Source organism: Pseudomonas sp. P1.8, assembly GCF_001269805.1.
In the GTDB taxonomy this organism is placed as follows: Bacteria; Pseudomonadota; Gammaproteobacteria; order Pseudomonadales; family Pseudomonadaceae; genus Aquipseudomonas.
The window spans coordinates 431410-452960 of the sequence record NZ_LHVM01000007.1 but is presented as its reverse complement, the minus strand read 5'-3'; the positions used below and the strand labels follow the sequence as shown (position 1 = coordinate 452960).

Sequence of the window (21551 nt, the reverse complement as noted above, 5' to 3'; positions counted from 1 at the left end):
CGAGGGTTGCATTACATGACGACTATTTTCGATCCGATCAAACTGGGCGACCTCGAGTTGGCCAACCGCATCATCATGGCGCCGCTGACCCGTTGCCGCGCCGATGAAGGTCGAGTGCCAAACGCACTGATGGCCGAGTACTACGTACAACGCGCTTCCGCTGGCCTGATTCTCAGCGAAGCCACGTCGGTCACACCCATGGGCGTCGGCTACCCGGACACCCCGGGCATCTGGTCCAACGATCAAGTACGTGGCTGGTCCAACGTGACCAAGGCCATCCACGGCGCAGGCGGCAAGATTTTCCTGCAACTGTGGCACGTCGGCCGGGTTTCGCATCCGACGTACCTGAATGGTGAAGCACCGGTTGCACCCAGCGCCATCCAGCCAAAAGGCCACGTCAGCCTGGTGCGTCCGCTGGCGGACTACCCTACCCCACGCGCACTGGAAACCGCTGAAATCGCCGACATCGTCGACGCTTATCGCGTGGGTGCTGAAAACGCCAAGGCTGCTGGTTTTGATGGCGTGGAGATTCACGGAGCCAACGGTTACCTGCTTGACCAGTTCCTGCAAAGCAGCACCAACCAGCGCACCGACAATTACGGCGGCTCCCTGGAAAACCGTGCACGCCTGCTGCTGGAAGTGACCGACGCGGCGATCGAAGTCTGGGGCGCCGGTCGCGTGGGCGTGCATTTGTCTCCACGCGCCGACTCCCATGACATGGGCGACGACAACCTGGCTGAAACTTTCACTTACGTTGCTCGTGAACTCGGCAAGCGTGGCATCGCCTTCATTTGCTCACGCGAGAAAGAAGGCGCTGACAGCCTCGGCCCACAATTGAAAGCAGCTTTCGCAGGCCCGTACATTGCCAACGAACGCTTCACCAAGGACAGCGCCAACGAATGGCTGGCCAGTGGCAAGGCCGATGCGGTCGCATTCGGTGTGCCGTTCATCGCCAATCCGGATTTGCCGGCGCGCTTGAAAGCCGATGCGCCGCTTAACGAAGCGCGTCCGGAGCTGTTTTATGCGAAGGGACCGGTTGGTTATATCGACTACCCGACGCTGTAATCAGTCATCCTGGAAATGCAAAAGCCCCGACTCGAAAGAGCAGGGGCTTTTTGTTATTTGAAAACAATATTATGGCTTTGACACCATCCCCTACGGGGACCGCGAAAAGGACTTGCTCACAGACTCGACACAAAACTCCTACAAATTACTGAGCTCGCAACCTGTCAACGGGCCGAGTGTAAGTATATAAAAGCAGCCCATTGTCGAAGGGCACGTGAAGAACAGTTCATTTACGGTCTCGACGGTTGACACACAATACGTCGATTACGCATGTTCCTTCATTTACACAAACTGGGGCTCAAACGCAGCATGTCCAGCCCTGTATCGGCCCAACGCTCGGCTTCGGTGTGCAGTTCAAAGCTGTCGGGGGCCAGCAACCACTGGTACAGGATGCCGTCGATGTATGCATGCAGGCTGATCGCCGCACGGGCAGTGTCGAGGTTTTCCGGCAATTGCCCACGATTGACTGCATTACCCAGGGCCACGCCAATGCGCACGTTGCAGTCGAGGCTGGCTGTCACGCGCTGTTGGCGCAGGTCGCACATTTCATCGGTGAATTCGCACTTATGAAACAGAATTTCGTTGATGCGTCGGGTTTTCGGGTCCAGCGCAATTTGATGAAACAAATGAACCAGCAGCTTTCGCATGCACCCCAGGGGATCGAGCTCATCTTCGCTCTCACTGGCCTTGGCCATTTCCTCCAGCGGCTCATGCAAGGTATCGAGCATGGCCTGCACCAGGTCCGCCTTGTTGCTGAAATGCCAGTAGATGGCACCGCGAGTGACACCGGCGAGGGTTGCGATGTCCGCCAGCGTGGTACGCGCCACACCCCGTTCGAAAAAGGCCTTCTCCGCCGCCACGAGAATCTGGGCACGGGTTTCCTGAGCTTCTTCTTTGGTACGACGGACCATGGCAGTACAACCTCAATCAGGGTGCTTCAGCGATGTCTGAATATCTGCTGAAAAAGAGTGGGGCGAGCGTTCTTGAGTCTCGTCCCCGGCCTACAATTCGAACCTTTCCACGGCCACTGTAACGGTATGTGTACACAGCCAAGGTATTTACAAACAACCATGTACGTAAGTATATTCCTTAGCAAGCTACTTATCCACTCGGCACCCATTTTTTAAACCTTCCACCTTTCTTGTGCGCACCTTGCGCGCCTGACCCGAGGATTTTCATGCAATTCAAGCCAGCTGTTACCGCTCTGGTCGCCGCCGTCGCCCTGGCATCGCTACTCAGCGGATGCAAAAAGGAAGAGGCAGCACCAGCCGCACCGCCCCCTCAGGTCGGAGTCGTAACCCTGCAACCGCAAAGTTTCACCCTGACGTCTGATCTGCCGGGGCGCACCAGCGCATTCCGCATGGCCGAAGTTCGCCCTCAGGTCAACGGCATCATTCTCAAGCGCCTGTTCAAGGAAGGCAGCGACGTCAAGGCCGGCCAGCAGCTGTATCAGATCGATCCGTCGGTCTATGAAGCGACACTGAAAAGCGCTGAAGCCAACCTGCGTTCGACCAAGTCGGTCTCCGACCGCTACCAGCAACTGGTCAACGAGCAAGCTGTCAGTCGTCAGGAATACGACACCGCCGTGGCCAACCGCCTGCAATCGGAAGCCGCGCTGCAAACCGCCCAGATCAACGTGCGCTACACCAAGGTCTACGCACCGCTGAGCGGTCGCATCGGGCGCTCTTCGGTGACCGAAGGCGCATTGGTCAGCAATGCCCAGGTCGACGCGATGGCGGTCATCCAGCAACTCGACCCGATCTACGTCGACGTGACGCAGTCCTCGGTCGAAATGCTGCAATTGCGCCGCGAACTGGAAAGTGGTCGTCTGCAAAAGGCCGGTGACAATGCCGCAACGGTCAAGCTGACCCTTGAGGACGGCAGCCAGTACAAGCTGGACGGCAAGCTGGAGTTCTCCGAAGTTTCGGTTGACCAGACCACCGGTTCCGTCACCCTGCGCGCCGTGTTTCCGAACCCTGACCACACCCTGCTGCCGGGCATGTTCGTACACGCCAAACTGCAAGCCGGCGTGAACAGCGCGGCGATCCTGGCGCCACAGCAAGGTGTGACCCGCGACCTCAAGGGCACGCCGACCGCAATGGTTGTCGGCCCGGACAACAAGGTCCAACTGCGTCAGCTCAAGGCCAACCGCACCGTCGGCAACCAATGGCTGATCGAAGACGGCCTGAAGGCTGGCGATCGCCTGATCACCGAAGGCCTGCAATTCGTCAAACCCGGCATCGAAGTCAACGCCAGGGAAGCGACCAACGTAGCCACAAAAAACCCGGCCCCCGCACAGGCAGCTGACAAGGCTTCCAGCGGCAAAGGGGAGTAACCCATGTCGAAATTTTTTATCGACCGTCCGATTTTCGCCTGGGTAATTGCCCTGGTGATCATGCTGGTCGGGGCACTATCGATCCTCCGGTTGCCGATCAACCAATACCCGAGCATTGCGCCTCCGGCGATTGCGATCTCCGTAGCCTACCCGGGCGCTTCGGCGCAAACCGTGCAGGACACCGTGGTTCAGGTGATCGAGCAACAACTCAACGGTATCGACAACCTGCGTTATGTCTCGTCGGAAAGTAACTCCGACGGCACCATGACCATTACCGCGACCTTCGAGCAAGGCACCAACTCCGACACCGCACAGGTTCAGGTACAGAACAAACTGAACCTGGCCACCCCGCTGCTGCCGCAGGAAGTGCAGCAACAGGGTATCCGCGTGACCAAGGCAGTGAAGAACTTCCTGCTGGTGATCGGCGTGGTGTCGCGTGACGGCAGCATGACCAAGGACGACCTGTCCAACTACATCGTGTCGAACATGCAGGACCCGATCTCACGGACCGCCGGTGTCGGCGACTTCCAGGTGTTCGGTTCGCAGTACGCCATGCGTATCTGGCTCGACCCGGCCAAGTTGAACAACTTCAACCTGACCCCGATCGACGTCAAGACCGCCATCGCCGCACAGAACGTGCAGGTGTCTTCCGGTCAGCTCGGCGGTTTGCCGGCCCTGCCCGGCACACAGCTGAACGCGACGATCATCGGCAAGACCCGCCTGCAGACCGCCGAACAATTCGACAAGATCCTGCTCAAGGTCAACAAGGACGGGTCGCAAGTTCGTTTGAAAGATGTCGCCGAAGTCGGCCTGGGCGGTGAGAACTACAGCATCAACGCCCAGTTCAACGGCGCTCCGGCGTCCGGTCTGGCGGTGAAACTGGCCACCGGCGCCAACGCCCTCGACACCGCAAAAGCCCTGCGCACGACCATCGACAGCCTCAAGCCGTTCTTCCCGGAAGGGATGGAAGTGGTATTCCCGTACGACACCACCCCGGTGGTGACCGAATCGATCAAAGGCGTGGTTCACACCCTGGTCGAAGCGGTCGCGCTGGTGTTCCTGGTGATGTTCCTGTTCCTGCAGAACTTCCGCGCCACCATTATCACCACGATGACCGTGCCGGTGGTATTGCTCGGTACGTTCGGGATCCTCGCGGCGGCCGGTTTCAGCATCAACACCCTGACCATGTTTGGTATGGTATTGGCCATCGGCTTGCTGGTGGACGACGCCATCGTCGTGGTGGAAAACGTCGAACGGGTGATGAGCGAAGAAGGCCTGTCACCCAAGGAAGCCACCAAGAAATCCATGGGCCAGATCCAGGGTGCACTGGTCGGTATTGCCCTGGTACTGTCGGCGGTTCTGCTGCCGATGGCGTTCTTCAGCGGTTCCACCGGCGTGATCTACAAGCAGTTCTCGATCACCATCGTCTCGGCCATGGCCCTGTCGGTCCTGGTTGCACTGATCTTCACCCCGGCACTCTGCGCCACCATGCTCAAGCCGATTGCCAAAGGCGAACATGGCACCCCGAAACGCGGCTTCTTCGGCTGGTTCAACCGCAATTTCGACCGCGGTGTCAGAAGCTACGAGCGCGGTGTGGGCAGTATGCTCAAGCACAAGGCACCGTACCTGTTGGCGTACCTGCTGATCGTCGTCGGCATGATCTGGCTGTTCACCCGCATTCCAACGGCGTTCCTGCCGGAAGAAGACCAGGGCGTACTGTTTGCCCAGGTGCAAACCCCAGCCGGTTCGACGGCCCAGCGTACCCAGGTGGTCGTGGACGAAATGCGCGAATTCCTGCTGCGTCCGGGCAAGGATGGCGGTGAAGGCGATGCGGTGAACTCGGTGTTTACCGTGACCGGCTTCAACTTCGCCGGCCGTGGCCAGAGCTCGGGTATGGCGTTCATCATGCTTCGCCCGTGGGATGAACGTAACGCCGACAACAACGTGTTCAAGGTCGCGGCCCGTGCCCAGCAGCACTTCTTCACCTTCCGTGACGCCATGGTGTTTGCCTTCGCGCCACCGGCGGTACTGGAACTGGGGAACGCCACCGGTTTCGACGTGTTCCTCCAGGACCGCGCCGGTATCGGTCACGAAAAATTGATGGAAGCGCGCAACCAGTTCCTCGGCATGGCGGCGCAAAGCAAGATCCTGTCGCAGGTCCGTCCGAACGGCCTGAACGACGAACCGCAATACCAGCTGGAAATCGATGACGAGAAGGCCAGCGCGTTGGGCGTGACCATCGCTGACATCAACAACACCTTGTCGATTGCCTTGGGCAGTAGCTACGTCAACGACTTCATCGACCGCGGTCGGGTGAAGAAGGTTTACGTGCAAGGCCAGCCCGGTGCTCGCATGAGCCCTGAAGACCTGCAGAAGTGGTACGTGCGCAACAGCACCGGGACCATGGTGCCGTTCTCGGCGTTCGCCAAGGGCGAGTGGATCTACGGTTCGCCGAAACTGGCCCGTTACAACGGCGTCGAAGCGATGGAAATCCTCGGCGCCCCGGCTCCGGGATACTCCACCGGTGAAGCCATGGCCGAAGTTGAAGCCATTGCCAAGAAACTGCCGGCCGGTGTCGGTATTTCCTGGACCGGCCTGTCGTACGAGGAACGTCTGTCCGGCTCGCAAGCGCCAGCGTTGTATGCCCTGTCGCTGCTGATGGTGTTCCTGTGTCTGGCGGCGCTGTATGAAAGCTGGTCGATTCCGATCGCGGTGATGTTGGTTGTTCCGCTGGGGATCATTGGTGCGCTCATGGCCACCAGCCTGCGCGGTCTGTCCAACGACGTGTACTTCCAGGTGGGCCTGTTGACGACTATCGGTCTGGCGGCGAAAAACGCCATTCTGATTGTCGAATTCGCCAAGGAGCTGCATGAACAAGGGCGCAGCCTGCGCGATGCAGCGATCGAAGCCTGCCGGATGCGTCTGCGGCCGATCATCATGACCTCACTGGCGTTCGTCCTCGGTGTGGTTCCGCTGGCGATCTCCACGGGCGCCGGTTCCGGTAGCCAGCATGCAATCGGTACCGGTGTGATTGGCGGTATGATCACGGCTACCGTGCTGGCAATCTACTGGGTCCCACTGTTCTTCGTCACTGTGTCTGCCATGGGTCAGCGTAAAAACGTCGACCAGGATGACGCTACTGAAACTCCTAAAGAGGCTGGCTAATGAGCAAGTCGCTACTCTCCCTGGCAGTTGCCGCGTTCGTGCTCGGTGGCTGCTCGCTGATACCTGACTATCAGCAGCCGGACGCTCCGGTGGCGGGCCAATACCCTGAAGGGCCGGCGTATTCGCCGGCCCAGGCTCCCGCTCAGGCCGCTGCCGAACAAGGCTGGAAGCAGTTTTTCCATGACCCGGCATTGCAACAGCTGATTCAGATCTCGCTGGAAAACAACCGTGACTTGCGCGTCGCTGCCTTGAACATCGATGCCTTTGCGGCGCAGTACCGCATCTCCCGGGCCGATCTGTTCCCGGCGGTTTCGGCCAACGGCACCGGCAGCCGCCAGCGGGTTCCGGCCGACGCTTCGCAGACCGGTGAATCCGGCATCACCAGTTCCTACTCGGCGACTGTGGGTGTCAGTGCTTACGAACTCGACCTGTTTGGTCGCGTTCGCAGCCTGAACGAAGAAGCGCTGCAAAAGTACTTCGCCACCGAAGAAGGTCGCCGCAGCACCCAGATCAGCCTGGTGGCCAGCGTAGCCAACGCCTACCTGACCTGGCAGGCCGACAAGGAACTGCTGAAGCTGACCCAGGACACCCTCGCTGCATTCGAGGAGAGCTATAAGCTCACCGCCCGCAGCAATGAAGTCGGCGTCGCTTCGGCCCTGGACCTGGCGCAATCGCGCACCTCGGTGGAAAACGCCCGTGCGCAACTGGCCAAGTACACCCGCCAGGTCGCCCAGGACGAGAACAGCCTGGTGCTGTTGCTCGGCACCAGCATTCCAGCCAACCTGCAAGCGGCCAAACCGCTGAACGACGATCTGCTGAGCGACGTTCCGCCTGGCCTGCCATCGGACCTGCTGCAACGTCGTCCGGACATCCTCCAGGCCGAATACAACCTGAAGGCCGCCAACGCCAACATCGGCGCGGCGCGGGCTGCGTTTTTCCCGAGCATCAGCCTGACGGCCAACGCAGGCACCTTGAGCCCGGACCTGTCCGGTCTGTTCAACGGTGGTTCGGGGACCTGGCTGTTCCAGCCGCAGATCAACCTGCCGATCTTCAACGCCGGCAGCCTGCGTGCCAGCCTGGATTACTCGAAAATCCAGAAAGACATCGGCGTGGCGAATTACGAGAAGTCCATTCAAACGGCCTTCCAGGAAGTCGCCGACGGCCTGGCCGCGCGCCAGACCTACGTCCAGCAGTTGCAGGCACAGAAAGATTTCGTCAGTGCCAACCAGGACTACTACCGCCTGGCCGAGCGTCGTTACCGCATCGGTGTCGACAGCAACCTGACCTTCCTCGATGCCCAGCGTCAGCTGTTCAGCGCGCAACAAGTGCTGATCACTGACCGTCTGGCGCAGCTGGTCAGCCAGGTCAATCTGTACAAGGCCTTGGGCGGTGGCTGGAACGAACAAACGGCGAAGAACGAGCCGTTGAAAAAAGAAGCGCCGGAGTTGAAGTTGTTCTGATAGCGCTGTGAAAACACGAAGCCCACCGATTGGTGGGCTTTTTGTTGGTTAAAATTAATAGATCGCAGCCTTCGGCAGCTCCTACGCGGACATTCGCGTTCCCTTGTAGGAGCTGCCGAAGGCTGCGATCTTTTGCCGTTCGATAATCGCCCAAAACCCAATCTTAGCAATTGAACCATCCAGTACATTTCCCACACCATCCGAACCACAAAACCAAAAACAACAGGTTCGACACCATGCCCCCGCGCCCTGCCCTCTCTGGCTGATCCGCTTCGCTTGTCCTGATCGACTGTTCGTCTGCAACCCCGGGTTGCGGCATCGCCCCGTTTCACCCCAAAGAATTAGAGAGACCCAACCCCATGAAGCCTTCTCCTGCGCAGTATTTCGTTCCCGGCCTGATCGCCATTGCCGTGGCCAGCGCGACCCTGCCTGCCCATGCCGAGGAACCGGGTTTTGTCGAAGGCGCCAAGGTCAACCTGAACCTGCGCAACTTCTACCTCAACCGCAACTTCACCAACCCGACCAAGGCCCAGGGCAAGGCTGAGGAGTGGACGCAAAGTTTCATCCTCGATGCCAAGTCCGGATTCACTCAAGGCATCGTCGGGTTTGGCATGGATGTGCTGGGGTTGTACTCGGTAAAGCTTGATGGCGGCAAGGGCACTGGCGGAACGCAACTGCTGCCGCTCGATAGCGATGGTCGCCCGGCAGACAACTTCGGCCGCACCAACGTCGCGTTCAAGGCCAGGCTGTCGCAGACTGAAGCGAAGGTCGGCGAATGGATGCCGGTGCTGCCTATCCTGCGCTCGGATGATGGTCGCTCGCTGCCGCAAACCTTCCGTGGCGGCCAGATCACCTCGAAGGAGATCAATGGCCTGACGCTCTACGGCGGCCAGTTCCGGCAGAACAGCCCGCGTGACGACAGCAGCATGGGCGACATGTCGATGACCGGCAAAGCCGCGTTCACGTCCGACCGTTTCAACTTCCAGGGCGGCGAGTACGTGTTCAACGACAAGCGCACCCAGATCGGTCTGTGGAACGCTGAACTCAAGGACATCTACAGCCAGCAATACGTCAATCTGATCCACAGCCAGCCCCTTGGCGACTGGACCCTGGGCGCCAACCTTGGCTACTTCTACGGCAAGGAAGACGGCAGCGCCCGGGCCGGCGATCTGGACAACAAGACCTGGTCCGGGATGCTCTCGGCAAAATACGGTAGCAACACCTTTTATGTCGGCCTGCAAAAACTCACCGGAGACAGCGCCTGGATGCGCGTCAACGGCACCAGCGGCGGGACGCTGGCCAACGACAGCTACAACTCCAGCTACGACAATGCCCAGGAAAAATCCTGGCAAGTACGCCACGACTACAACTTCGCCGGCGTCGGCGCGCCGGGCCTGACCCTGATGAACCGCTACATCAGCGGTGACAACGTGCACACCGGCACCATCACCGATGGCAGGGAATGGGGACGTGAATCGGAACTGGGCTACACCGTGCAAAGCGGTGCGCTGAAGGACTTGAACGTGAAGTGGCGCAACTCGACCATGCGCCGGGACTACAGCAACAACGAGTTCGATGAAAACCGCGTGATCGTCAGCTATCCGATCAGCTTGCTTTAAAGTCAAAAGATCGCAGCCTGCGGCAGCTCCTACAGGTGTTCACATTCCCTTGTAGGAGCTGCCGCAGGCTGCGATCTTTTTTAAGCCTTAACTTACTCCCGCGACTCAACCCCCAACTCATCCCACACTGATTCCGCCAGGTGGAACGTCGCATTGGCTGCCGGAATCCCGCAGTAGATTGCGCTCTGCATGATCACTTCCTTGATCTCGCCACGGCTGACGCCGTTGTTGGCGGCGGCGCGCAGGTGCAATTTGAGTTCGCCCTCGCGGTTCATGCCGATCAGCATGGCAATGGTGATCAGGCTGCGAGTGTGGCGCGGCAGGCCTGGTCGGGTCCAGATATCACCCCAGGCGTGGCGGGTGATCATCTCCTGAAACTCCGAGTTGAACTCGGTCAGGGTGGTCAGACTGCGGTCGACGTGGGCGTCGCCCAGCACCGCGCGACGGACTTCCATACCTTCGTCGTAACGTTGTTTTTCGTCCACGGAAAATCCCTCACTGAGCCGACAGGAACGTCAGCACGCGTTCGCTGAATGCGTCGCCTGCCTGGACGTTGGACAAATGCGCGGCGTAAAACTCGGCGTACTCGGCACCCGGCACGTGTTCCTGAATGAAGTGGCCGCCGGACGGTGGCGTCACGGCGTCTTCGGTGCCCGCGATGACCAGCAGCGGCGCCTTGATCGACGACAATTGCTCGCGGAAATCGGCATCGCGCACGGCTGCACAGTTGGCTGCATAACCCTGTGGGGAAGTGGCCGCGAGCATGTCGGTAATCTGCTTGGCCGCCGCCGGGTTGGCTTCGGAGAAGTCCGGGGTGAACCAGCGTGCAATCGATGCATCACGCAGGGCAATCATGGCCGCCTGACCATCGCGCAGCACCATCTCGATGCGCGGGTCCCAGATCGATGGATCGCCAATTTTCGCTGCAGTGTTGCACACGATCAGCTTGTTCAGGCGCTCGCCGGCATTTATGCCCAGCCACTGGCCGATCAACCCGCCCATGGACAGGCCGCAGAAATGTGCGCGCTCGATGTGCAAGGCATCCAGCAGCGCCAGCACGTCGTGACCCAGTTGCTCGATGCTGTACGGCCCCGGTGTCACCAAGGACTGGCCGTGGCCGCGAGTGTCAAAACGCAACACACGAAAATGCTCGGTGAACGCCGGGATTTGCGCGTCCCACATGTGCAGATCGGTGCCCAGAGAGTTGGACAGCACCAGCACCGGCGCGTCGACCGGTCCGTCGAGTTGCGGCCCTTGAATTTGGTAGTGCAGTTCGCCATCGGCGAGTTGAACGAAAGCCACAGCAATCTCCTTCAGGCAGTCAATGCAGAATGTTCAGCCACCGCTCGCTCGACCCAGGTTTTGGCCTGACCGAGATAATGGGCGGGGTCCAGCAGATGATCGAGTTCGGTGGCCGACAACTCGGCAGTCACTCGCGGCTCGTCGCCGAGCACCGCTCGCAGATGACGCTGTTCGGCCACGGCACGTTTGCAGCATTGTTCGAGTAGATGATGTGCGGTATCGCGCCCTACGCGTTGCGCAAGGACGATGCTCACCGCTTCGGCAAGCACCAGGCCTTGGGTCAGGTCGAGGTTGCGCGTCATGCGTTCGGCGTCCACTTCCAGTCCCTGGGCAACCAGCAGCGCTTGTTGCAGGCTGCCGGACACCAGGCAGCAAATCTCCGGCAGGGTTTCCCATTCGGCGTGCCATAAACCGAGGCTGCGCTCGTGCTCTTGCGGCATGGCGCTGAACAGCGTCGAGAGCAAACCGGGAACACGGGTCGCCGCACTAATCAACACCGCCGCGCCCACCGGGTTGCGTTTGTGCGGCATGGTCGAGGAACCGCCCTTGCCCGGTGCCGATGGCTCGAACACTTCGGCGGCTTCGGTCTGCATCAACAGGCTGATGTCGCGGCCCATTTTGCCGAGGCTGCCGGCGATCAGACCCAGAACCGAACCGAACTCCACCACGCGATCGCGCTGGGTGTGCCACGGCTGGTCTGGCAAGGTCAGTTGCAGTTCTTCAGATAGCGCCTGGGCTATCGGCATCGCCTGTTCGCCAAGGGCTGCAAGGGTTCCGGACGCACCGCCAAATTGCAGCACCAACAGGCGCGGCTTGAGTTCCTGCAACCGCTGACGACTGCGGGTCACTGCGCCCAGCCAACCGGCGATTTTCATGCCCAGGGTAACCGGGGTCGCATGTTGCAACCAGGTACGCCCTGCCAGGGGAGTGGCGGCGTAGCGCTGGGCTTGCACCGCGAGGGATTGGCCCAGGTCGGCGAGATCTTTTTCAATCAGTTCCAGCGCTCGGCGCAATTGCAGAACCAGACCACTGTCCATCACATCCTGACTGGTCGCGCCAAGATGCACGTAACGTTCAGCCTCGGCATTGTGCGCAGCGATCTGTTTGCCTAGCGCCTTGACCAACGGAATCGCCGAGTTCCCGGCCGTGGCAATCGCCTCGCCAAGAGCGGCAAAGTCGTAATGTCCGGCGCTGCACGCGACCTCAATCGGCGCGACAGCACTCACCGGAATCAAGCCAACCCGAGCCTCGGCACGGGCCAGCGCCGCTTCGAAATCGAGCATGGCCTGGACCCGGCCCTGATCGCAGAACACCTCACGCATCTCGCGGGCAGTGAAATAGGCATCGAACAATTGATTGCCCGGTCGCTGGTTCATAAACAGTTCCTGAAGGCGCGGGCCTTGCCGACCCGCGCGTGAAGATCAAAGATCGTGATGCAGATACTTCGCCTGTTTCGGCAGGCGCAGGCTGAACAGGAAGGCGATTGCCATCATCACCGTCACGTACCAATAGAAGGAGTTTTCCATCCCTACGGCCTTGAGGCTCAGAGCCACGTATTCCGCCGAGCCACCGAAGATCGCATTCGCCACCGCATACGCCAGGCCAACGCCCAGTGCGCGCACTTCCGGGGGGAACATCTCGGCTTTCACCAGGCCGCTGATCGAGGTGTAAAAACTCACGATCGCCAGCGCCAGGGTAATCAGCACAAAAGCCATGAACGGGCTGCTGACGCTTTTGAGGCTAAGCAGGATCGGCACGGTGCACAAGGTACCCAGCGCGCCGAACCAGAGCATAGAGTTACGTCGGCCAATCTTGTCCGCGAGCATGCCGAAGATCGGCTGCATGCACATATAAAGAAACAGCGCGCCAGTCATGATGTAACTGGCCGTCTTGGCGTGCATGCCGGCGGTGTTCACCAGGTACTTCTGCATGTACGTGGTGAAGGTGTAGAAAATCAGCGAGCCACCGGCGGTGTAACCGAGCACGGTGATGAACGCGGCTTTGTGATCGCGGAACAGCGCCTTGATGCTGCCGGCGTCCTTGTTTTCGCGCATTTCCTTGCTGGTGGTTTCTTTCAGCGAACGACGCAGGAACAGCGAAATCAGCGCCGCCACGGCACCGACCACGAACGGAATCCGCCAGCCGTAGGCGCGCAGGTCGTCCTCAGTGAGGAATTGTTGCAGGATCACTACCAGCGACACCGCCAGCAGCTGTCCGCCGATCAGGGTCACGTACTGGAACGAAGCGAAGAACCCACGCTGGCCCTTGAGCGCCACTTCACTCATATAGGTTGCGGTGGTGCCGTACTCGCCCCCCACGGACAGGCCCTGCAGCAAACGCGCGAACAGCAACAGGATCGGCGCCCAGACACCGATGTCCTTGTAGGTCGGCAGACAGGCGATCAACAACGAGCCGAAGCACATCATCAGAATCGAGATCAGCATCGAGTTCTTGCGCCCGTGCTTGTCCGCGACACGCCCGAAAATCCAGCCGCCGATCGGTCGCATCAGGAACCCGGCGGCGAATACGCCCGCCGTATTGACGAGCTGCACCGTGGGGTTGTCGGACGGGAAAAAGGCTGGGGCGAAATAAATCGCACAGAAGGCGTAGACGTAGAAGTCGAACCATTCGACCAGGTTGCCGGACGAGGCACCGACAATGGCGAAGATCCGCTTGCTGCGCTCCTCGCCCGTATATAAAGCTGTAGTAGAAATCGGGGTTGTCATCGTTTTTCACTCAATGGGGACAGTGAGAGTCTAGGCACACTTTGCAACAGTCCCGTTCCGCAGATGCAGGAGCCTCTGTAGGAGCCGGCTTGCTGGCGATTGCGCTGTGTCATTCAACATTGATGAAACTGACACCGCAATCGCCAGCAAGCCGGCTCCTACAGGGGGCACGGTGCTCACTCAATAATCGAAGAACACCGTCTCGGCATCAGTGCCCTGCAGAATCACATTCCACTGGTAAACACCTGATGCATCCTGCTTCGCCATCAGCGTGCTGCGGCGTTCGGCCGGTACGCATTCGAGCAGCGGATCGTCGACGTTGGCCGGTTCGCCATCAAAATAGATCCGTGTCAGCAAGTGTTTCACCAGACCACGGGCGAACACCAGCACCACCAAGTGCGGCGCCTGGATCGTACCTTTCAGGCCTTCCACGGTACCCGGTTTGATCGTGGTGAAACGGAAGCGCCCTTCGGCATCCACCGGCACCCGGCCAAATCCCTCGAAATTCGGGTCCAGGGGTTTGTCCTGGTCGTCTTCCGGGTGGTCGTATTTGCCGGCCGCGTTGGCCTGCCAGACTTCCAGCATCGCGTCGTTGACGACATCGCCGTTGCCATCAACCACTTGCCCGGTGATCGCCACGCGCTCGCCCAGGGTTTGTTCGACGGTCAGGTTTTCGCGGTTCAGCCAGGTCAGGCCGATGTGGTAGTAAGGTCCGACGGTGTGGGACGTGGTCGCAGTCAGCGTCATCTTATTTCTCCATCGGCGTGGCGTCGCGGCCGCGCAAAACGATGTCCCAACGATAACCGAGGGCATAGGAAGGGATGGTTTTTTCCAGATCGAACGTGGCGATCAAGCGCTCTTTTGCACCGGTGTCGGGTACGCAGTTGTAAATCGGGTCGTAGGCCAGCAGCGGGTCGCCCGGGAAATACATCTGCGTGACCAGACGCGTGAGGATGCTCGGCCCGAACAACGAGAAATGGATGTGCGCCGGGCGCCAGGCGTTGTGGTGGTTACCCCACGGATACGCACCAGGCTTGATGGTCTGGAATTGATACCAGCCATCGGCGTCGGTCACGGTGCGACCGGTGCCGGTGAAGTTCGGGTCCAGCGGCGCGTCGTGCAGGTCGCGGGCATGGGCGTAGCGACCGGCGGCGTTGGCCTGCCAGATCTCTACCAGAATCCCCGGCACAGGCAGACCGTTTTCGTCCAGCACACGGCCGTGGATGATGATGCGCTCACCCTGAGGTTCCGCGTCATGCTGGGCAGTCAGGTCATTGTCCTTCTCATTGATGCGTTCGGCACCGATGGTTGGACCGGTAATTTCCGACAATGAATGCGGCAGGAACACCAACGGTTTCGACGGCGAGCGCAGGTTGGTTGATTGGTAAGTCGGATGCAGGTACGGCGGTTGAGTGCCTTCCTGCGGGCGACGGTAACCAGGCTTGTCAGTCATGAAACATTCCTCAGTTCTTATAAGTCTTCAGAGCGCGTCAAACGCGCTCGATAGCCAGAGCCAGACCTTGGCCAACACCGACACACATGGTCGCCAGACCTTTCTTGCCACCGGTCTTTTCCAGCTGATGCAACGCAGTCAATACCAATCGCGCACCACTCATGCCCAACGGATGACCCAAGGCAATGGCGCCACCATTCGGGTTGACCTGGGCCGCGTCGTCGGCGATTCCCAGTTCACGCAGCACCGCCAGACCCTGGCTGGCAAACGCTTCGTTGAGTTCTATCACGTCGAAATCGCTGACCGCCACACCGAGGCGCTCGATCAGTTTACGCACCGCTGGCACTGGGCCAATACCCATCACACGCGGGGCCACACCGGCGCTGGCCATGCCCAGCACTTTGGCACGGGCGGTCAAACCGTGTTTCTTCACCGCTTCGGCCGAGGCCAGGATCAACGCGGCAGCGCCATCGTTCACACCGGAGGCGTTGCCGGCCGTGACGGTTTTGTCGGGGCCGTTGACCGGTTTCAGTTTGGTCAGGGCTTCCAGGGTGGTATCGGCGCGAGGATGTTCGTCCTGGCTGACCACGGTTTCACCCTTTTTGTGGGCAATGCGCACTTCAACGATTTCTTCGGCGAAAAAGCCTGCAGCTTGCGCGGCGGCGGTACGTTGCTGACTGCGCAAGGCGAACGCGTCCTGATCGGCGCGGGAGACCTTGTAATCATCCGCGACATTGTCGGCAGTCTGCGGCATCGCGTCCACGCCGTACTGGGCTTTCATCAACGGGTTGATGAAGCGCCAACCGATGGTGGTGTCTTCCAGTTTCATATTGCGCGAAAACGCCGCGTCGGCCTTGCCCATCACGAACGGCGCCCGGGACATCGACTCGACGCCGCCGGCAATCGTCAACTCCATTTCGCCGCTGGCAATGGCGCGGAAGGCAGTGCCAATGGCATCCATACCCGAAGCGCAGAGGCGGTTGAGGGTCACGCCCGGAATGGTTTCCGGCAGTCCGGCCAGCAGCAGTGCCATGCGCGCCACGTTGCGGTTGTCTTCACCCGCCTGGTTGGCGCAGCCGAGGAACACCTCGTCCACCGCGTTCCAGTCCACCGACGGATTGCGCTCCATCAAGGCTTTGATCGGCACGGCAGCCAGGTCGTCGGCGCGAACCGTCGACAGGCCACCGCCGAAGCGGCCGATAGGTGTGCGGATCGCATCGCAGATATATACGTCACGCATCACGCTTCTCCCGGGGCTTGACCGTGGGCGGCAGCGGTGCGGGCTTCGAGATCGCGCAGCGCTGTCAGTTCGACTTCAGTCGGCTCAGCGGTTTGCTCGATATGGTCGGCAAAACGAATCGCCCAACCGGTGGCGGCAACCACTTGCTCACGGGTGACGCCCGGGTGCAGTGCAGTGACCACGAACTCATGGGTGCCCTCTTCCGGCTCCATGATGCACAGATCGGTAATGATGCCGACCGGACCGGCGCCAGGCAGGCCGAGACGCTTGCGCGAATCACCGCCCTCGCCATGGCCGACCGAGGTAATGAAGTCGAGCTTATCAACGAAGGAACGTGCCGATTGCTTGAGAATGATCAGTACGCTCTTGGCCGAACCGGCAATTTCCGGCGCGCCACCGGCACCTGGCAGGCGCACTTTCGGCGAGTGGTAATCACCGACCACGGTGGTGTTGATGTTGCCGAAACGGTCGACTTGCGCCGCGCCGAGGAAACCGACGTCAATACGCCCGCCTTGCAACCAGTAACGGAAAATCTCACCGGTCGGCACCACGGTGTCAGCGGTTTCCGCCAGTTCACCGTCACCGATCGACAGGGGCAATACGCTTGGCTTGGCACCAATCGGGCCCGATTCGTAGATCAGGACTACATCCGGCGAAGAAGTCAGGCGTGCCAGGTTGGCTGCTTTCGACGGCAGACCGATGCCTACGAAGCACACCGAACCGTTCTTCAGACGGCGGGCAGCGGCGACGGTCATCATTTCATTAGTGGTGTAAGTCATTACTTAGCCTCCGAAGCGGCGGCCAGTTTGGCCTGGAACTCGCTGAAGTCAGCGCTGCCATGGATGTATTCGTTGATCCACGCGGTGAAGGTTTCACGGTCGCGGGCAATCGGGTCCCAGGCTTGGTAGAAACGGTTGTCGCGCTCGTTGTAACCGTGGGCGTAGGACGGATGCGCGCCGCCAGGTACGTGGCAGACTGCGCTCAAGGCCCAGGTTGGCAATACACAGGAGTTCATCGGTGCATTGAGATCGTCGACGATTTCTTCAACGGTGACGATGCAGCGCTTGGCGGCCAGCGCGGCTTCTTTCTGCACGCCGAGAATGCCCCAGAGCAACACGTTGCCCTTGCGGTCGGCTTTCTGTGCGTGAATCACGGTAATGTCCGGGCGCACCGAAGGCACGGCGGCCAGCACTTCACCGGTGAATGGGCAAGTGACGGATTTGATCAGCGGGTTGACCTTCGGCAGGTCGGAACCGGCGTAGGCACGCAGTAGCGCGAACGGTAGGCCAGAAGCCCCGGCGACGTAGGCATTCGCCAGGTCGGCGTGGCTGTGTTCTTCGATTTCCAGCGCGTGGGGCCATTGCTTCTCGACAGCGTCACGCAGACGGTGCAGCGAACCAACGCCCGGGTTGCCGCCCCAGGAGAAAATCAGTTTGCGAGCACAACCGGCACCTATCAACTGGTCATAGATCAGGTCAGGGGTCATCCGCACCAGAGTCAGGTCTTTCTTGCCCTGGCGAATGATTTCGTGACCCGCCGCCGTAGGGATCAGGTGAGTAAAGCCCTCGAGCGCGACGGTATCGCCGTCGTTTACGAATTGCTTCACCGCGTCGTGCAGCGAAAGGATTTCAGCCATTGGGGCAGGCTCCCATTTGTTATTAACCAACAGTGGATGAAAAAGGCGCCGATGCGCGACGCCGGAATGACTGAAGATTAAGCCCCTGAAAAACGTCAAACAATCCGATAATCGACTGAGTGTTCGTTTATCGAACACATTGTTGTTTGGCTATCTTTATGCGCTGCCCCCAAAAGATCGCAGCCTGCGGCAGCTCCTACAGATTTATACATTCCCCTGTAGGAGCTGCCGCAGGCTGCGATCTTTTACTGCTACACCACTATTTCAAACCCGAATCAGGTCGCATCCGCATGGCTGACCATGCCCTTGATCACCACCGCTACGGTCGCCAGCGCCGCGGGAATCACCAACGCCGTCAGTACCTGCTCAAAGTTCCAGCCAAGCCCTAATAGCGTGGCACCCATCCAGGCACCGAGAATCGCGCCGAAACGTCCGATGCCGAGCATCCACGAGACCCCGGTTGCACGGCCTTGGGTCGGATAGAACCGCGCCGCGAGGGATGGCATCGCGGACTGCGCACCGTTGACGCACATCCCGGCCACCAGCACCAGCGTCGCCAGAATCGTGATGTTGCCCAGGCTCTGCCCCACCGCGTAGGCAAACACCCCGGCCAACAGGTAAAAGGTGCCGATGACCTTGTGCGGATTAAACCGATCCATCGCCCAGCCCACTCCGACCGCACTGAGCACACCACCAAACTGGAACAACGCACCGATGAAGGCCGCCTGCTCCATACTCGCGCCGCTGTCGCGCATCAGGGTCGGCAACCAACTGGTCAGCAGATAAACAATGACCAGGCCCATGAAGTAGGTCAGCCACAGCAACAAGGTGCCCACGCTGTAGGTGCCTGAGAAAATCACCGCAAACACATTGCGCGCCTTGACGGTTTTCTGCTCCGGCACACTGAAGCTGGACGCCTGCGCCACCACGCCTGGATCAATCGGCGCCAGCGCTTTGCGTACTTTGTCGGTGCCGCGGTTTCGGACGACGAGATAACGTGCCGATTCCGGCAACCAGAACAGCAAAACCACCGCAAGAATCAACGGCAGAATCCCGCCAATCAGTAACAGGCTGTGCCAGCCGAACGCGGGAATCAACTTGGCCGAAATGAATCCGCCACCGGCCATGCCGAGGTTGAAGCCGCAGAACATGCTGGTCACCAGCAAAGACTTCTTACGCTCCGGGGTGTATTCCGACAACAACGTCGTGGCGTTCGGCATGCCGGCACCCAGGCCCAGGCCAGTCAGGAAGCGCAGCACCAGAAGCTGCTCGACATTACTGCTGTACGCCGAAGCCAGACTGAAGGCACCGAACAACAGTACCGCGCCGACCAGTACGACTTTTCGTCCGAAACGGTCAGCCAACGGACCCGAGCCCAACGCGCCGAAGACCATGCCGATCAACGCCGCACTCATCACCGGGCCAAGGCTGGCGCGGTCGATACCCCAATCCTGAGACAGCGCCGGCGCGATGAAGCCCATGGCTGCGGTGTCGAGGCCATCGAGGAAGACAATCAGAAAACACAGAATCACCACGCGCCACTGGTAGCGTGAAATGGGTTGGGCATTGATGAAGGACTGCACGTCGAGGCAGTTTCCTACAGCAGACTGAGGCTGGTTCATTATTTTTATTTCCACAAATCGCAGGCGAACGGTGTCAGCAGACTCTGACGAAGCCGCGACAGTAATGAGCCAGAGGAAACAGCGTCAATTCGATAAACGCGACTTTGTGCGTTTATCGAACAGCTTAGGCAAACAGCTGCGCGCTGAGGTCGCGGCTGGCACTCAACAGGCCCGGCAGGAACCGTTGTTCCAGTTCGTTGCGGCTGACCCTGCCGGCATGGGTGCTCACATTGAGCGCGGCGACCACCTGGCCGGAGGCGTCGTACACCGGGACCGCAATCGAACGCAGCCCTTGCTCGAGTTCCTGGTCGACGATGCACCAGCCTTGCTGTCGAACTTCTTGCAGGCATTCGAGCAAGGCCTCGGGGGTGTGAATTGTACGACTGGTCTTGGCCTGCAATTCGGCGTGATCGAGGTATTCGCCCAGAGACGTGTCATCCAGCGCTGCCAGCAGAATCCGCCCCATCGATGTGCAATACGCCGGCAGGCGCCCGCCTACCGACAGATCAACCGAGATCAGCCGCTGGGTTGTTGCGGAACGGGCGATGTACAGGATGTCGTCGCCTTCCAGCGTGGCCATGTTGCATGCCTCGTGGAGCTGCTCGCTCATGCGATCCAGATACGGCTGGGCAGAAACCGCCAGCGGCGTCGAGGATACATAGGCATGGCCCAGGGTCAGCACTTTAGGTAACAACGAATACGTGCGGCCATCGGTGGTGGCATAGCCGAGCTTGATCAACGTGTGCAGACAACGACGCACAGCGGCACGTGGAATTTCCGTGCGATGGCTGATCTGGGCGATGGTCAGGTGCCGCTTGCGCTCCTGAAAAGCTTGCACCACGGCCAGGCCACGGGCCAGGGAGGTCATGAAATCCGGATCACCCGTTAATGCCTGAATCCGCTTGGCCGGCGACGCGACGATGGGCGGGGCGACGGAAGCGAAAGAGTTGCGCAATTGATCGTTCATATAAGGTCCTTTTCCCGCACGGATCAGCGGCTATTACAAGGGGCTGGCACTCATCGCACAACCCCGGGCAATCAACAATGGGCGATTATCGAACGCGCGCCCGATAATCGCAATCCAGTCGCTTGCCTCCCTTGAGTGATCGCAATCAAAGCGCGTTCCCTCAATCACCAACTTGAATTTTCGCCGCCTGGTCTCCACAGTTAGGGAGACGATATAGTTACCTTGAATTGACCGACTTAATGGCGTCAGAAAGGCATCGCCCCGCATCTGATATCTGCCAGATTTCTTATCGTCCGTTAAGTTTCCAGCAACAATTCGGTCACATCCCTGCACCACTTTTAACTGTTTGGAGATAGTGTTCTTCAAATGGCCCGCTATAATACAATTCAGTAGCGCGCCTTTTACTTGCCGTCGCTGCAACCTGGCAATGATGTGTTTTATCGTTGCCGATCACAGCAAGCGCCTGACCTCCATACATGGATTTCGCCAGTGCGTTCGCTGGAAAAGGAAACTGATGCTACGTCAGCCGTTTAACTCTGGTGCCGTGGCCGCCTGCGACATGGAAGCATTGATCACTTGTCGTAAGAACGATGCCTTTGAAAGGTATTGTCCATTCGTCGAGCGCGATCAGTCGATTTGATGCAGCGCGTTTCACCAGAAATAATCTCAACTCAAACAGGTATTACTGTGACGAAAGACGAACTGCGCGCGGAACTTGAGCGCCAGGAACAACGTTACAAGGAAGTTTACGGCGGAGAAGTCACCACCTACGCCGCTCAGCCGGAACCGGAACGCAAACCCTGGCGTAAACGCGCCACGGTTCAGGATCAGGTTTTCCAGCAGGAAATTCAAAAAATTGAAAAGGAACTCAAAGCCGAAGAGCCATGAGTGCTTCGGCCTGATCCTTCAAGGGCCTGCCACTACCCCCGTTAAAAGCGGGATGTATTGATGTTGCCTTTCG

The 21551-nt window shown here is 59.6% G+C and carries 18 protein-coding genes; 6 read left to right on the top strand and 12 right to left on the bottom strand.

Annotation, left to right across the window (positions count from 1 at the left end; all coding sequences use genetic code 11):
* Positions 1 to 15 precede the first annotated feature (15 nt).
* The gene (locus AD668_RS05860) at positions 16 to 1065 is read left to right on the top strand and encodes an alkene reductase (RefSeq protein ID WP_053155625.1); all 1050 of its coding nucleotides are present in this window, start codon (positions 16 to 18) and stop codon (positions 1063 to 1065) included.
* A 278-nt stretch (positions 1066 to 1343) separates the two neighbouring features.
* On the opposite strand, the gene emhR is transcribed toward AD668_RS05860, so the two are convergent.
* Positions 1344 to 1976, bottom strand: coding sequence for an efflux system transcriptional repressor EmhR (gene emhR / locus AD668_RS05855; protein ID WP_053155623.1), 633 nt, complete (start codon positions 1974 to 1976; stop codon positions 1344 to 1346).
* 266 nt (positions 1977 to 2242) lie between these two features.
* Between emhR and AD668_RS05850 the strand changes: the two genes are divergently transcribed.
* From AD668_RS05850 to AD668_RS05835, 4 genes are all read left to right on the top strand, one after another.
* Entirely contained in the window at positions 2243 to 3400 is a 1158-nt protein-coding gene (locus tag AD668_RS05850) for an efflux RND transporter periplasmic adaptor subunit (protein WP_053155621.1), read from the top strand.
* 3 nt (positions 3401 to 3403) lie between these two features.
* Positions 3404 to 6565, top strand: a complete 3162-nt coding sequence (emhB, locus tag AD668_RS05845; protein ID WP_053155619.1) for an efflux RND transporter permease subunit EmhB — start codon at positions 3404 to 3406, stop codon at positions 6563 to 6565.
* The gene (gene emhC, locus AD668_RS05840; protein WP_053155617.1) at positions 6565 to 8025 is read left to right on the top strand and encodes an efflux RND transporter outer membrane subunit EmhC; all 1461 of its coding nucleotides are present in this window, start codon (positions 6565 to 6567) and stop codon (positions 8023 to 8025) included. Before emhB ends, emhC begins: the two co-directional genes overlap by 1 nt.
* Before the next feature lie 359 nt (positions 8026 to 8384).
* Positions 8385 to 9644: an OprD family porin gene (locus AD668_RS05835; RefSeq protein ID WP_053155615.1), complete on the top strand. Its 1260-nt coding sequence runs from the start codon at positions 8385 to 8387 to the stop codon at positions 9642 to 9644.
* A gap of 92 nt (positions 9645 to 9736) precedes the next feature.
* On the opposite strand, the gene pcaC is transcribed toward AD668_RS05835, so the two are convergent.
* The 11 genes from pcaC to pcaR all read right to left on the bottom strand — a co-directional run bounded on the left by pcaC (position 9737) and on the right by pcaR (position 20590).
* Complete coding sequence (gene pcaC / locus AD668_RS05830) at positions 9737 to 10129, bottom strand: 4-carboxymuconolactone decarboxylase (RefSeq protein ID WP_008054163.1); 393 nt, start codon at positions 10127 to 10129, stop codon at positions 9737 to 9739.
* Between the two features lie 10 nt (positions 10130 to 10139).
* Positions 10140 to 10946 carry a 3-oxoadipate enol-lactonase gene (pcaD, locus tag AD668_RS05825; RefSeq protein WP_053155613.1) on the bottom strand — a complete coding sequence of 269 codons (807 nt, stop codon included), beginning with the start codon at positions 10944 to 10946 and terminating at the stop codon, positions 10140 to 10142.
* An 11-nt stretch (positions 10947 to 10957) separates the two neighbouring features.
* Entirely contained in the window at positions 10958 to 12322 is a 1365-nt protein-coding gene (locus tag AD668_RS05820; protein WP_053155611.1) for a 3-carboxy-cis,cis-muconate cycloisomerase, read from the bottom strand.
* Positions 12323 to 12367: 45 nt separating this feature from the next.
* Positions 12368 to 13672 (bottom strand): MFS family transporter, encoded by a 1305-nt coding sequence (locus AD668_RS05815; RefSeq protein WP_053155608.1) that lies wholly within the window; start codon positions 13670 to 13672, stop codon positions 12368 to 12370.
* A 180-nt stretch (positions 13673 to 13852) separates the two neighbouring features.
* The gene (gene pcaG / locus AD668_RS05810; protein WP_053155606.1) at positions 13853 to 14419 is read right to left on the bottom strand and encodes a protocatechuate 3,4-dioxygenase subunit alpha; all 567 of its coding nucleotides are present in this window, start codon (positions 14417 to 14419) and stop codon (positions 13853 to 13855) included.
* A gap of 1 nt (position 14420) precedes the next feature.
* Entirely contained in the window at positions 14421 to 15125 is a 705-nt protein-coding gene (gene pcaH / locus AD668_RS05805; RefSeq protein ID WP_053155605.1) for a protocatechuate 3,4-dioxygenase subunit beta, read from the bottom strand.
* Between the two features lie 37 nt (positions 15126 to 15162).
* Entirely contained in the window at positions 15163 to 16368 is a 1206-nt protein-coding gene (pcaF, locus tag AD668_RS05800) for a 3-oxoadipyl-CoA thiolase (protein ID WP_172681786.1), read from the bottom strand.
* Positions 16365 to 17144 carry a CoA-transferase subunit beta gene (locus AD668_RS05795; RefSeq protein WP_053155600.1) on the bottom strand — a complete coding sequence of 260 codons (780 nt, stop codon included), beginning with the start codon at positions 17142 to 17144 and terminating at the stop codon, positions 16365 to 16367. The genes pcaF and AD668_RS05795 overlap by 4 nt, the downstream gene beginning before the upstream one ends.
* Positions 17144 to 18001, bottom strand: coding sequence for a CoA transferase subunit A (locus tag AD668_RS05790; RefSeq protein ID WP_053155598.1), 858 nt, complete (start codon positions 17999 to 18001; stop codon positions 17144 to 17146). Before AD668_RS05790 ends, AD668_RS05795 begins: the two co-directional genes overlap by 1 nt.
* Before the next feature lie 275 nt (positions 18002 to 18276).
* Positions 18277 to 19623: an MFS transporter gene (locus tag AD668_RS05785; protein WP_053155596.1), complete on the bottom strand. Its 1347-nt coding sequence runs from the start codon at positions 19621 to 19623 to the stop codon at positions 18277 to 18279.
* 124 nt (positions 19624 to 19747) lie between these two features.
* The gene (pcaR, locus tag AD668_RS05780) at positions 19748 to 20590 is read right to left on the bottom strand and encodes a pca regulon transcriptional regulator PcaR (protein WP_053155594.1); all 843 of its coding nucleotides are present in this window, start codon (positions 20588 to 20590) and stop codon (positions 19748 to 19750) included.
* Positions 20591 to 21277: 687 nt separating this feature from the next.
* Here pcaR and AD668_RS05775 point away from each other — a divergent pair.
* Positions 21278 to 21478 carry a hypothetical protein gene (locus AD668_RS05775; protein ID WP_053155592.1) on the top strand — a complete coding sequence of 67 codons (201 nt, stop codon included), beginning with the start codon at positions 21278 to 21280 and terminating at the stop codon, positions 21476 to 21478.
* The last annotated feature ends 73 nt before the right edge of the window (positions 21479 to 21551 follow it).